The sequence below is a fragment of the Serratia nevei genome (assembly GCF_037948395.1).
Classification (GTDB): Bacteria; Pseudomonadota; Gammaproteobacteria; order Enterobacterales; family Enterobacteriaceae; genus Serratia; species Serratia nevei.
On sequence record NZ_CP149940.1, the window covers coordinates 4,738,658 to 4,751,290 of the forward strand.

The 12,633-nt window shown below is 59.2% G+C and carries 15 protein-coding genes; 13 read left to right on the forward strand and 2 right to left on the reverse strand.

Annotated features, from left to right (window positions below; all coding sequences use genetic code 11):
- Positions 1 to 242: 242 nt before the first annotated feature.
- From V8N38_RS22675 to V8N38_RS22735, 13 genes are all read left to right on the forward strand, one after another.
- Positions 243 to 1,220: a calcium/sodium antiporter gene (locus tag V8N38_RS22675; RefSeq protein ID WP_004937053.1), complete on the forward strand. Its 978-nt coding sequence runs from the start codon at positions 243 to 245 to the stop codon at positions 1,218 to 1,220.
- Between the two features lie 16 nt (positions 1,221 to 1,236).
- Positions 1,237 to 2,223, forward strand: coding sequence for an arabinose-5-phosphate isomerase KdsD (gene kdsD / locus V8N38_RS22680; RefSeq protein ID WP_038879650.1), 987 nt, complete (start codon positions 1,237 to 1,239; stop codon positions 2,221 to 2,223).
- Positions 2,224 to 2,239: 16 nt separating this feature from the next.
- A complete protein-coding gene (kdsC, locus tag V8N38_RS22685; RefSeq protein ID WP_021505108.1) occupies positions 2,240 to 2,794 on the forward strand; it encodes a 3-deoxy-manno-octulosonate-8-phosphatase KdsC in 555 nt (184 codons plus the stop codon).
- Positions 2,791 to 3,369, forward strand: coding sequence for an LPS export ABC transporter periplasmic protein LptC (gene lptC, locus V8N38_RS22690; RefSeq protein ID WP_038879652.1), 579 nt, complete (start codon positions 2,791 to 2,793; stop codon positions 3,367 to 3,369). The genes kdsC and lptC overlap by 4 nt, the downstream gene beginning before the upstream one ends.
- Positions 3,338 to 3,877 (forward strand): lipopolysaccharide ABC transporter substrate-binding protein LptA, encoded by a 540-nt coding sequence (lptA, locus tag V8N38_RS22695; RefSeq protein WP_025304377.1) that lies wholly within the window; start codon positions 3,338 to 3,340, stop codon positions 3,875 to 3,877. The genes lptC and lptA overlap by 32 nt, the downstream gene beginning before the upstream one ends.
- Positions 3,878 to 3,883: 6 nt before the next feature.
- On the forward strand, positions 3,884 to 4,609 hold the full coding sequence (gene lptB / locus V8N38_RS22700; protein WP_004937040.1) for an LPS export ABC transporter ATP-binding protein: 726 nt from the start codon (positions 3,884 to 3,886) through the stop codon (positions 4,607 to 4,609).
- A 52-nt stretch (positions 4,610 to 4,661) separates the two neighbouring features.
- On the forward strand, positions 4,662 to 6,095 hold the full coding sequence (gene rpoN, locus V8N38_RS22705) for an RNA polymerase factor sigma-54 (RefSeq protein ID WP_147840364.1): 1,434 nt from the start codon (positions 4,662 to 4,664) through the stop codon (positions 6,093 to 6,095).
- A 23-nt stretch (positions 6,096 to 6,118) separates the two neighbouring features.
- A complete protein-coding gene (hpf, locus tag V8N38_RS22710) occupies positions 6,119 to 6,406 on the forward strand; it encodes a ribosome hibernation promoting factor (RefSeq protein ID WP_004937038.1) in 288 nt (95 codons plus the stop codon).
- Positions 6,407 to 6,560: 154 nt separating this feature from the next.
- Positions 6,561 to 7,022, forward strand: coding sequence for a PTS IIA-like nitrogen regulatory protein PtsN (ptsN, locus tag V8N38_RS22715; protein ID WP_016930212.1), 462 nt, complete (start codon positions 6,561 to 6,563; stop codon positions 7,020 to 7,022).
- Positions 7,023 to 7,151: 129 nt separating this feature from the next.
- The gene (gene rapZ / locus V8N38_RS22720) at positions 7,152 to 8,006 is read left to right on the forward strand and encodes an RNase adapter RapZ (protein ID WP_015379177.1); all 855 of its coding nucleotides are present in this window, start codon (positions 7,152 to 7,154) and stop codon (positions 8,004 to 8,006) included.
- The gene (gene npr / locus V8N38_RS22725; RefSeq protein WP_004937034.1) at positions 8,003 to 8,275 is read left to right on the forward strand and encodes a PTS phosphocarrier protein NPr; all 273 of its coding nucleotides are present in this window, start codon (positions 8,003 to 8,005) and stop codon (positions 8,273 to 8,275) included. The genes rapZ and npr overlap by 4 nt, the downstream gene beginning before the upstream one ends.
- A gap of 296 nt (positions 8,276 to 8,571) precedes the next feature.
- Positions 8,572 to 8,883: a type II toxin-antitoxin system HigB family toxin gene (locus tag V8N38_RS22730; protein WP_060424659.1), complete on the forward strand. Its 312-nt coding sequence runs from the start codon at positions 8,572 to 8,574 to the stop codon at positions 8,881 to 8,883.
- Positions 8,880 to 9,302 (forward strand): helix-turn-helix domain-containing protein, encoded by a 423-nt coding sequence (locus V8N38_RS22735; RefSeq protein ID WP_049198530.1) that lies wholly within the window; start codon positions 8,880 to 8,882, stop codon positions 9,300 to 9,302. Before V8N38_RS22730 ends, V8N38_RS22735 begins: the two co-directional genes overlap by 4 nt.
- A 4-nt stretch (positions 9,303 to 9,306) precedes the next feature.
- Here V8N38_RS22735 and V8N38_RS22740 read toward each other — a convergent pair whose 3' ends face one another.
- On the reverse strand, positions 9,307 to 11,223 hold the full coding sequence (locus V8N38_RS22740) for a BglG family transcription antiterminator (protein ID WP_060424654.1): 1,917 nt from the start codon (positions 11,221 to 11,223) through the stop codon (positions 9,307 to 9,309).
- 51 nt (positions 11,224 to 11,274) lie between these two features.
- Positions 11,275 to 12,489 (reverse strand): lactonase family protein, encoded by a 1,215-nt coding sequence (locus V8N38_RS22745; RefSeq protein ID WP_084827496.1) that lies wholly within the window; start codon positions 12,487 to 12,489, stop codon positions 11,275 to 11,277.
- Between the last annotated feature and the right edge of the window lie 144 nt (positions 12,490 to 12,633).

The following is a 12,633-nucleotide window of genomic DNA, read 5'->3' on the forward strand; positions in this document are numbered from 1 at the left end:
CTCAATCCGTCTCATCTTTACAAAAACTTACTGCCATTTCGCGACCAATGGTGCCATTGGTTTTACTTTTCCGCGCCACCCGGTCAAAATTGGCGCCATAACGAAAAAAAACGAAACTGTTCAACTATTAGCCGGGAAAAACCGTTGCTGTAGCTCTAGCGCGCGCAACGGAGGGCAAGCAATACCGCCGCATTGACGGCTTTAACCAACGAACCGGGATAATACCCGACAAAGGATCCTGCATGTTTCTCGCGATAGCATTATTAATCGTTGGTTTATTTCTACTGGTGTATGGTGCAGACCGCTTAGTTTATGGTGCTGCCGTGATTTCCCGCTCGCTCGGCGTCCCGCCGTTGATCATCGGCATGACCATCGTCGGCATCGGCACTTCGCTGCCGGAGCTGATCGTGTCCACCACCGCCGCGCTGAACGGGCAGATAGATATGGCCGTTGGCAACGTATTAGGTTCCAACATTACCAACATTTTATTGATCCTGGGCGTGGCGGCGCTGATTCACCCGCTGGCCGCGCGCTCCGAGATACTGCGGCGCGAACTGCCGCTGATGTTAGCGGTCACAGTATTGTGCGGTTTCGTGTTGATGGACGGCACCCTGAGCAGGCTGGACGGCGTGCTGCTGCTGGCCGCCGCCGCCGGCTTCATCCTGCTGATGCTGAAAATCGCCCGGCTGGCGCAGCGCGAGGGCAGCGACAGCCTGACCATGGAACAGATCGCCGAGCTGCCGCAGGACAGCAGCAACACCGTGGCGGTGCTGTGGCTGGTGTTGGCGTTTATCATTCTGCCGCTCTCTTCCAGGATGGTGGTCGATAACGCGACGGTGATTGCGCACTATTTCGGCCTGAGCGAACTGGTGGTCGGCTTGACCATTATCGCCATCGGCACCAGCCTGCCCGAACTGGCCACCTCCATCGCCGGGGCGCTGAAGGGCGAGGATGATATGGCGATTGGTAATATCATCGGCTCCAATATTTTCAACACGGTGATCGTGCTGGGCGTCCCCGCCCTGCTGTCGCCGGGTAGCGTGGACACCGCCGCCTTCCAGCGCGATTACTGGGTGATGCTGGCGGCCAGCGTGCTGCTGAGCGTGCTGTGCATCGGCCGCAAACACCGCATCGGCCACCTGGCGGGCGCGCTGTTATTATGCGGCTTTATTGCGTATCTTGCGGTGCTGTTCTTTAACCCTTTCAGTACTTTCGGCTAAACCGACGGGAATGAGTATGTCGAACATTGAGTTGCAACCGGGCTTCGATTTTCAGCAGGCCGGCAAAGAAGTGCTTCAGATAGAGCGTGAAGGGCTGGCTCAGCTCGACAGCTACATCAACGCAGACTTCACCCGCGCCTGCGAAACGATCGCCGCCTGCGGCGGCAAAGTGGTGGTGATGGGCATGGGCAAATCCGGCCATATCGGCTGCAAGATCGCCGCGACCTTCGCCAGCACCGGCACCCCCTCATTCTTCGTTCACCCGGCGGAGGCCAGCCATGGCGATTTGGGCATGGTCACCCCGCAGGACATCGTGCTCGCCATCTCCAACTCCGGCGAGTCCAGCGAGATCCTGGCGCTGATCCCGGTATTGAAACGCCAGCAGATCACCCTCATCTGTATGACTAACAATCCGGAAAGCTCGATGGGCAAAGCGGCGGATATCCACCTGTGCATCAAGGTGCCGCAGGAAGCCTGCCCGCTGGGGCTGGCGCCGACCACCAGCACCACCGCCACGCTGGTGATGGGCGATGCGCTGGCCGTCGCGCTGCTGAAAGCGCGCGGTTTCACGCCGGAGGATTTCGCGCTGTCGCATCCGGGTGGCGCACTCGGCCGCAAACTGCTGCTGCGGGTTAGCGATATCATGCACAGCGGCGACGAAATGCCCCACGTCAGCGCCGACGCCTCGTTGCGCGACGCGCTGCTGGAAATTACCCGAAAAAATCTGGGCCTGACGGTGATTTGCGACGATCTGATGAAAATCGCCGGCATCTTCACCGATGGCGACTTGCGCCGGGTGTTCGACATGGGCATCAACCTGCACGAGGCGAAGATCGCCGATGTCATGACGCCGGGCGGCGTGCGGGTGCGCCCCAATATTCTGGCGGTCGATGCATTGAACCTGATGCAACAACGCCACATCACCGCGCTGCTGGTTGCCGATGGCGACCAGTTGCTGGGTGTGGTACATATGCATGACATGCTGCGCGCCGGCGTCGTTTAATAAGGAATAGAACGGAATGGGTATGGTAGAAACCTGCTACGGGCCGGTAGAACAAGAGGTTATGGCGCGTGCCGGGAACATCCGCCTGTTGATTTGCGACGTTGACGGCGTGCTGTCGGACGGCCTGATCTTCATGGGCAACAACGGTGAAGAACTGAAGGCGTTCAACGTGCGCGACGGTTACGGCATCCGCTGCTTGAAAACCTCGGACATCGAAGTGGCGATCATCACCGGCCGCTCCGCCAAGCTGCTGGAAGACCGCGCGCAGACGCTCGGTATCACCCATCTGTATCAGGGGCAATCCGATAAGCTTTTGGCCTTCCGCGAACTGTTGGATAAACTGTCGTTAACGGCGGATCAGGTCGCCTATATCGGCGATGACCTGATCGACTGGCCGGTGATGGCGCAGGTCGGCCTGGCGGTCGCGGTGGCGGACGCCCACCCGCTGTTGACGCCGCGCGCCCACTACGTCACCCGCATTGCCGGCGGCCGCGGCGCGGTGCGCGAACTGTGCGACATCATTCTTTTGGCTCAAAATAAGCTGGAGGACGCCAAAGGGCTGTCGATATGAGTAAAACCAAACTGTGGATCACCATCCTGTTGACGGTGATCGTTCTGGCGTTGATCGGCTGGAACATGACGGACTTCAGCGACGAAACGGCCCCTGGCCCGGTCAACGATCAGGATCCGACCTACCAGAGCCAGCACACGGTCACCGTGGTGTACAACCCGGCCGGCAAGCTGAATTACAAACTGGTGGCGGAAGACGCGAAGTATTACACCGCCGGCGAGCTGAGCTGGTTCACCCAGCCGGTGATGACGCTGTTCGATGAGAATGCGGTGGCCACCTGGTCAGTTCGCGCCGATCGCGCCAAACTGACTAAAGACCGGATGCTGTATCTGTATGGTCACGTCGAGGTAAACAGCCTGACCACCACCTCGCAGCTGGAAAAAATTAAGACGGACAACGCTCAGGTAAACCTGGTCACCCAGGACGTCACCTCCGATGACGAAGTCACGCTTTACGGGACCAATTTTACCTCTAACGGCATGAAAATGCGTGGGAACCTGCGGACCAAAACCGCTGAGCTGATTGATAAGGTTAAGACCAACTATGAAATTCAGAACCAAAAACCAACTCCGTAACCTGTTGCTCGGCAGCTTAGTTTTGGCCGCCAGCGCCCCCGCTCTGGCGCTGAAATCCGACTCCAGCCAGCCGGTGAGCATCGACTCGCTCAAGCAGTCGTTGGACATGCAAAGCAACGTCAGTACCTTCACCGACAACGTGGTGATCAAGCAGGGCACCATCGATATTCGCGCCGATAAGGTGGTGGTCACCCGTCCGGGCGGAGATCAGAATAAGACCTATATTGAAGCGTTCGGCAACCCGGTAACCTTCTACCAGATGCAGGACAGCGGCAAGCCGGTCAAAGGCCACGCGCAGAAAGTGCGTTACGACGTGGCGACCCAGCTGGTGACCCTGACGGGCAACGCCTATCTGGAGCAGCTCGACAGCAACGTGAAAGGCGATCGCATCACCTATCTGGTGCAACAGCAGCAAATGCAGGCGTTCAGCGATAAAGGCAAACGCGTGACAACGGTTCTGGTACCGTCGCAGTTGCAAGACAAAAACGGGCAAAAAAAGAGTAACTAATCACTTATGGCAACACTCATCGCAGAAAACCTGGCGAAAGCCTACAAGGGCCGTAAAGTTGTCGAAGACGTCAGCCTGAAAGTGAAATCCGGCGAGATCGTCGGCCTGCTCGGGCCGAACGGCGCCGGTAAAACCACCACCTTCTACATGGTGGTCGGCATCGTGCCACGCGACGCCGGGCGCATCGTGATCGACGAAGAAGACATCAGCCTGCTGCCGCTGCACGCCCGCGCGCGCCGCGGCATCGGATACCTGCCGCAGGAAGCGTCGATCTTCCGCCGCCTGAGCGTGTACGACAACCTGATGGCGGTGCTGGAGATTCGCCCCGACCTCACCAGCGAACAACGCGAAGACCGCGCCAAAGAGCTGATGGAAGAGTTCCATATCTCCCATCTGCGCGACAGCCTCGGCCAGGCGCTGTCCGGCGGTGAACGCCGCCGCGTCGAAATCGCCCGCGCGCTGGCGGCCAACCCGAAATTCATTCTGCTGGACGAACCCTTCGCCGGGGTGGATCCGATTTCCGTTATCGACATCAAAAAAATCATCGAGCACCTGCGTGACAGCGGCCTGGGCGTGCTGATCACCGACCACAACGTGCGCGAGACGCTGGACGTATGTGAACGCGCCTACATCGTCAGCCAGGGCAAACTGATTGCCCACGGCACGCCGGATGCTATTCTGGCCGACGAGCAGGTAAAACGCGTTTATCTGGGCGAAGAGTTCCGCCTCTGAGCGCCGGCGCGCCCTGCGGGGCGACACCGTTAACGGAAGTAGACAGAAGACTATGAAGCAAGGTTTGCAACTCAGGCTCAGCCAACAGCTGGCCATGACTCCTCAGCTCCAGCAGGCGATCCGCCTGCTGCAGTTGTCCACGCTTGAGCTTCAGCAAGAGATCCAGCTGGCGCTGGAGAGCAATCCACTGCTTGAACAGACCGATCTGCACGACGAAATCGACGCCAAAGAAATCCAGGAGACCGAGGGGCTCGATACCCGCGAGGCGCTGGAACAGAAAGACATGCCGGAAGAGCTGCCGCTGGACGCCACCTGGGATGAGATCTACACCGCCGGCACGCCGTCAGGCACCGGCACCGACTACAGCGACGACGAGCTGCCGGTCTATCAGGGCGAGACTACCCAAACGCTGCAGGATTACCTGATGTGGCAGGTGGATCTGACGCCGTTCTCCGATACCGACGCCGCCATCGCCACCTCCATCGTCGACGCGGTGGACGACACCGGCTATCTCACCGTGCCGCTGGAAGACATTCTGGAAAGCCTAGGCGACGAGAACGTGACCCTCGAGGAAGTCGAGGCGGTGTTGAAGCGCGTGCAGCGTTTCGATCCGATCGGCGTCGCCGCGCGCGATCTGCGCGATTGCCTGCTGGTGCAGCTCTCCCAATACGCCAAAGACACCCCTTATCTGGCCGAAGCGCGGCTGATCATCAGCGACCATTTGGATCTGTTGGCCAACCACGACTTTCGCAGCCTGATGCGATCAACCCGGCTAAAAGAAGATACACTGAAAGAAGCGATGCTGCTGATTCAGTCGCTCGATCCGCGCCCGGGGCAGTCGATCAATACCGGCGAATCGGAGTACGTAATTCCGGACGTGCTGGTGCGCAAGACGCAGAACACGTGGACGGTCGAGCTCAACGGCGACAGCATACCGCGTTTGAAGATCAATCAGCAGTACGCCGCGCTGGGCAACAGTGCCCACAGCGAAGCCGACGGCCAGTTCATCCGCAGCAACCTGCAGGAAGCCAAGTGGCTGATTAAAAGCCTGGAGAGCCGCAACGAGACGCTGCTGAAGGTCACCCGCTGCATCGTCAGCCAACAGCAGGCGTTCTTCGAGCAAGGCGAAGAGTTTATGAAACCCATGGTGTTGGCGGATATCGCCCAGGCCGTGGAGATGCATGAATCGACGATCTCGCGCGTCACCACGCAGAAGTTTCTGCACAGCCCGCGCGGCATTTTCGAATTGAAATATTTCTTCTCCAGCCACGTGAATACCGACAGCGGCGGCGAAGCCTCCTCGACGGCGATCCGCGCGTTGGTGAAGAAATTGATTGCGGCGGAAAACCCCGCCAAACCACTCAGCGACAGCAAGCTGGCCACCCTGCTTTCCGATCAGGGGATCATCGTGGCGCGGCGCACCGTCGCCAAGTACCGAGAGTCTTTGTCCATCCCGCCGTCGAACCAGCGTAAACAGTTGGTTTGACCTCTATTGAGAAGGAAGACACTATGCAGCTCAACATTACCGGACACCACATCGAAATCACCGATCCGTTGCGCGAGTTCGTGAACAACAAGTTCGCCAAACTCGAACAGTATTTTGATCGCATCAATCAGGTGTATGTTGTATTAAGTGTGGAAAAAGTGCAGCAAATTGCGGAAGCAACGGTGCACGTGAATGGAGGCGAGTTGCACGCCACCTCGGAAGACGAGAATATGTATGCCGCAATTGATACGCTGATCGACAAATTGGCACGTCAATTGAACAAACATAAAGACAAATTGAAGCAACACTGACACCCTAACCCATTCCGTGAGGTTGCCTCCGTCGCCGCCTCCCCTTCGGCGCGTGACCCGCATGGGTGACGCGCCGAACGGTAATCAGGGTTAAAACCGACGAAAAACCGCCTTGCCGGGTGCGCCCGGCGGCGCGGTTTTAAGTGAAGATGAGATGAACAACGAATATATGCAATTAAGCTCGGTGTTAAACATCGAGTGCACCAAAAGCTCGGTACACTGCACCAGCAAGAAGCGGGCTTTGGAAATTATCAGCGAACTGGCCGCCAAACAGCTCAATCTGCCTTCGCAGGTGGTGTTTGACGCGGTTCTCACCCGGGAACGCATGGGCAGCACCGGTATCGGCAACGGTATCGCCATTCCCCACGGCAAACTGGAAGAGGACACACTGCGGGCCGTTGGCGTGTTTATCCGTCTCGACCAACCCATCGCTTTCGACGCTATCGACAACCAGCCAGTCGACCTGCTGTTCGCGCTGCTGGTGCCTGCCGATCAGTGCAAAACCCATTTGCATACCCTGTCGCTGGTCGCCAAACGCCTGGCCGACAAAACCGTATGCCGCCGTCTGCGCGCCGCGCAGAGCGACGAAGAACTTTATCAAATCATCACCGAGTGAGGCCCGGCCGGCGTGACTTCCAGCCCGGATAACGCTACTGTTTCACGATGATGGATCCGGCTGCGGCCGGAATAACAAAGTTTCCACCGGTGGCGATGAACGCCGCCGCGATGCCAGGGGAGTTGCCACATGGTGCTGATGATTGTCAGCGGCCGTTCCGGTTCCGGAAAATCCGTCGCCTTGCGGGCGCTGGAAGACATGGGTTTTTACTGCGTTGACAACCTGCCGGTGGTGCTGCTGCCGCAGCTCGCCAACACGCTGGCGGAACGCAATATCTCCGCGGCGGTCAGCATCGACGTGCGCAACATGCCGGAATCGCCGGAAGTGTTCGAATACGCGATGACTCAGCTGCCGGACAGCTTCTCGCCGCAGCTGCTGTTCCTCGACGCCGATCGCAACACGCTGATCCGCCGCTACAGCGACACCCGCCGCCTGCATCCGCTCTCCAGCAAGAACCTGTCGCTGGAAAGCGCCATCGACGAAGAGAGCGATCTGCTCGAACCGCTGCGCTCGCGGGCTGACCTGATTATCGACACCTCGGAAATGTCGGTGCACGAACTGGCCGAAATGCTGCGCACCCGCCTGCTGGGCAAGCGCGAGCGCGAGCTGACCATGGTGTTCGAATCCTTCGGCTTCAAGCACGGCATTCCGATCGACGCCGACTACGTGTTCGACGTGCGCTTCCTGCCTAACCCGCACTGGGATCCGAAGCTGCGGCCGATGACCGGTCTGGACAAGCCGGTCGCGTCGTTCCTCGATCGCCATACCGAAGTGCACAACTTCATCTACCAGACCCGCAGCTACCTGGAGCAATGGCTGCCGATGCTGGAAACCAACAACCGCAGCTACCTGACGGTCGCCATCGGCTGTACCGGCGGTAAACACCGCTCGGTGTACGTGGCGGAACAGCTGGCCGATTACTTCCGCTCGCGCGGCAAGAACGTGCAGTCGCGCCACCGCACGCTGGAAAAGCGCAAACAATGACGGTTAAACAGACGGTTGAAATCAAAAACAAGCTGGGCATGCACGCGCGTCCGGCGATGAAACTGTTCGAGCTGGTGCAAAGCTTCGACGCCGAGGTGATGCTGCGCAACGAAAGCGGCACCGAAGCCGAAGCCAGCAGCGTCATCGCGCTGCTGATGCTGGACTCCGCCCAGGGCCGGCATATCGAAGTCGAAGCGACCGGCCCCGACGAAGTCAACGCGCTGGCGGCGGTGGTCGAGCTGTTCAACTCCGGGTTTGATGAAGATTAGCCTCTGAAGCCCTCTCGTGAATGCGTCGTACCGGCGCGTTCGTTCCCTTTGCTTCTTCTCCCTGACACAACCTCCCGCTTTTCACTTTGCGTACCCGCTTCCAAAATCAGCAGTAACTGCCTGTAAATGCGAGGTATGGATTTACCCGCACGGCGCTAACCGCAATAGTGTGCAACGACAAAAACGGGCTGCAGCCGGGTATTTCCCTCTCACTGCGAGCGGGGATGATAAGTTTACAATTTGTGAACACCTAAGGCAGCCGCTATAATGTTCACCAGGCAGGAATCGAGGGAACGATGCATATCATTTCCAGGGAACCGTTCAATAACGCAACGAAGCAATACCCTAATGAAGCCGCTGCTCTCGAGGCCATTTATAAAACGTTGCGACGCGGCGAGTTCCGCACGCCGGACGAGTTAAAAGCGCTTTTTCCTTCGCTCGATCGTATGAAATACAAAGAGAAATGGTGGGTCATTGACGTCGGCGGCAACCACCTGCGAATTTTGTTCTTTGCCAGCTTTGAGACACAGAAAGTATTCATAAAGCACATTGTTAGCCACGCCGAGTACGACAAGCTGATGCAGCACTATCGAAGGAGTTCATCATGATTACAGATGCCATTAAGGCCGCCGATGCGCTGCTGCGCGCCGTGCCCTTATTGCAGGGCAGCGGTTCTCAGCAAGACTACCGGGAAGCGCTCGAATTGGTGGAATATCTGCTGGAAAACGATGAACACCATCCGCTGATTGACATGCTGGCAAAAAAGATCGCCGAATATGAAGATAACGGCGCCGAGTTTACCGCATTCAACCAGCGTATCGCCCAACTCCCGCAGGGGGTGGCCGCGCTTCGCGTATTGATGGAACAGCACCAACTCAGCCAAAGTGATTTTGAACATGAGATCGGCAAAAAGTCGTTGGTCAACCAAATCCTGAGCGGCAAAAGATCGCTGACCATTCCGCACATTATGGCGCTGGCCAAACGCTTCAATCTGCCCCCGGCCCTCTTTCTGCCGGAAGCAGATTAGCCCCTCAACTCCGGCTCAGGCAGTCCAGCGCCACCGCTTTAAAGCTGTCGAAGCTGTCGCTGCCCAAAAGGCGGCTCATTGAGCGTTCACGCACGAAGGTGACGAACAGCTCGTAGATCGCCATCGCCTCTTCATAGTCGCTCTTGCTGATCGCCAGCAGGAAAATCACGTGCGCGACCTCGCCTTCTCCCCAGGCGACGCCCTGCGGCGCCAGCAGCGTCACCACCACGGTCTTTTTGGCCAGCAGCCCCAGCGAGTGCGGCAGCGCGATGCCCTCGCCCAGCAGCGTGGAGACGATCGCCTCGCGTTCGACCAGCGACGGATAGAAGTCCGCGCCGACGTACCCTTCCCGCTCCAGCTGGCCGCACACCCGGCTGAACAGCTCCGCCTGCGTCAACGGCTCGTTGAGCACCATGAAATGCTCGGCGTCGAAGAACTTCTCCAGCATGTACGGTCGGGTGCGATCCACCAGCACCAGCTTGCCCAGTTGCTCCAGTTGGTAATCGGTCGGGAACGGCGACATCACCACCACCGGCTTGTTCTTTTCGCCGATGCGGGCGTTGGAAATCACGAAGTCTTCATCGATATGCGCAAGCATCTCGTAATCGCGCAGCGAGACAATGCGCGTCATCACCAGCTGCGGATACTTGCGCGCAATCTGCGCCTGGATCATGCGCACCGTCGAGTTGCCGGTATCGCACACCAGCATCACCTGCGGGTGGCGCTCATAACCGATGTTGTAATGCCGCTCCAGCCCCACGCCGATGTGCAGCACCAGATAGCCGATTTCGTTCTCGCTCAGGGTATAGGGGGTGTATTTGCCCCAGCTGGAGACCGCCGCCAGCGTCACGTCGTAAGCCATCGGATAGTGCTGCTTGATGTTGGCCAACAGCGGATTGGGGATATTGATCTGGTATTTCACCCGCGTAATCATGGTCTTGATATGGGTGAGCAGATCGGCCCGCAGCTGCTCGTCGCCCTGCAGGTTGTAGTTATAGTGTGCGTTGATGTAGGACAGGATGTAGTCCACCAGCGCTTCTTCATCGTCGGCGTTGATCTCGGTCGGCTGCACGTCCTGCACGCGCCGCGCGGCAATGTTGACCCGCAAATAGGCCTCTTCGGCCATCGAGATCTCTTTACCGGAGGCCGAACGCAGCTCCGCCGCCAGGCGGGTCGACACCTGACGCACCGCGTCGTCGCCGTCTTCCACCTCGAAGTCCGGCAGCGGATAGCCGTCGTTGATGCGCCGCAGCGCCACCGCGCAGTAGAAGATCAGGTACTGCTCGCCCTCGTCGGTCAGGCGAATGGCATATTGCGACAGCAGCGGGTGCAGCAATCCGGCGAACGCCGCTACCTGCGGCTGCAGCAGGATCTCGTTGTTGAGCAGCGGGTTCTCGGCGTCGGCCAGCTGCAGCTGGAACAGCAGATCGGTGAGACAGGCGCGGATCGCCATCTCGGCGCCGAACAGCTTCATGCCGTAGCGCGGCTTGGTTTCGATCGTCAATTGATAGTGCGCCAGACGCTCTCTCACCTCAGCCATGTCGTTTTGCAACGTACCGCGGCTGACGAACCACTCGTCGGCCAAATCTTCCAGTTTGAGGGAGAAGGCTGAGGTCAAAAAACGCACCAGCAGATAATGCACCCGCTCCTGCGCGCTGCGCGGGGTGGCGTGCTTGCGGCGCTCCTGATGCTGCAGAGCGCTGAACAGCGCGGCGTTATCGACCTGCAGGCGATAGCCGGCCCCGCGGCTATGCACGAAACGCGCGCCGTATTTGTCCAGAATCTCGTTCAGCGCGGTGATGTCCGCCCGCACCGTGCGGGTGGACACGGCGAAACGCTTCGCCAGCTCATCCTGCGGCAAAGTCTCGGTTTGCAAAGCATCGAACAAGTAAGCCAAACGCGGGTAAGGAAATCGCACCATTCTGTGTCCGTCAATCAGGCAACCCGCCCGGTGAACCGGGCGGGCCACGGGTTACTTCGGCGGCGGCAGGAACGCCATTTGCGAGGGGCTGCCGATCGGCAGATAGCCGCCCACAAAGCTGAGTTTGCCGTCCGTCGGATTTACGCTGAAACGGGTAACGTTATCGCTGCGCTGGTTCAACGCATACAGATAGCGGCCATCCGGGCTCAGCGCCAGCGAACGCGGGTAATCGCCACGCGTCCAGGTTTCCGCCACCGGCTTCAACTCACCGCCGGCGCCCACGCTGAACTGGGCAATGCTGTTATGCAGCCGGTTGGCGACGTACAGCGTGTCGCCGTTCTTGCTGAGCGCCAGCCCCGAAGCGAAGCTGGTGCCCTGATAGTCGGCGGGCAGTGCGGAAACCGCATGCAGTTGTTTCAGAGTACCTTTTTGGCGATCAAAACGGTAGCTGGTCAACGTCGAGGCCTCTTCGTTCACCAGCAGCACGGTTTCGCCGTCCGGATGGAACACAAAGTGACGCGGCCCCGCGCCGGCGGAAGAGGCGGCGATCCACGGCGGATCGTTCGGCGTCAGCCGGCCGCTCGCGGCGTCAAAGCGCCATTGGTAGATGCGATCCAACCCCAGATCGGTGGAGAACACGAACTTGCCGCTCGGATCGCTGGCGATCATATGGGCATGCGGGCCGTTGTGATCGCTGATGGCGAAGCTGCCGTTCACCGCCGCCGCCGGTTTGGCCGCGCCCGCCGGGCCCTGCTGTTGCTGCACCGAGCTGGCGGCGCCCAGGCTGCCGTCCGCTTCGATCGGGAAAGCCGCCACGCTGCCGCTGACGTAGTTGGCCACCAGCAGATGCCGCCCGTCCGGCGTCGATGAGAGATACACCGGCCCCGCCCCCTGCGAATCCACCTGGTTGAGCTGCGTCAGGCCGCCGTCGGCAGGATTGACCCGGTAAGCGGTGATGCCGCCGTGTTTGCCGCCGTTGAAATCGGCCACTTCGCTGGCGACATACAGCGTCTTGCCATCGGCGCCCAGCGTCAGCTGCGCCGGATTCGGCACTTTGCTGACCAGCGTAGTGTGGCTCAGCGCGCCGCTGGCCGGATCGACCTGCACCCGGTAAACGCCTTCGCCGTTGGGATTATAGGTGCCGATATAGGCGAAATGAGATGACGTGGAATTCATTGCATCCTCAGCATGCAGCGCTGGGCCGGTCACGGCCAGCAGCGCCAGGAACAACGCGGTGCGTCGGGTTGGAGCCTGCCAGTTTCGCATAGTAATCCTCAGTATATATCCGTCATCTTTCAAGCTGCAGCGTTGTTGGCTGCCCGCACTCACCCCAGTCACTTACTTAAGTAAGCTCCTGGGGCTCCTGCGCTTGCCGCCTAGCTGCAACTTGAAAGCTATAGGCTATAGCTA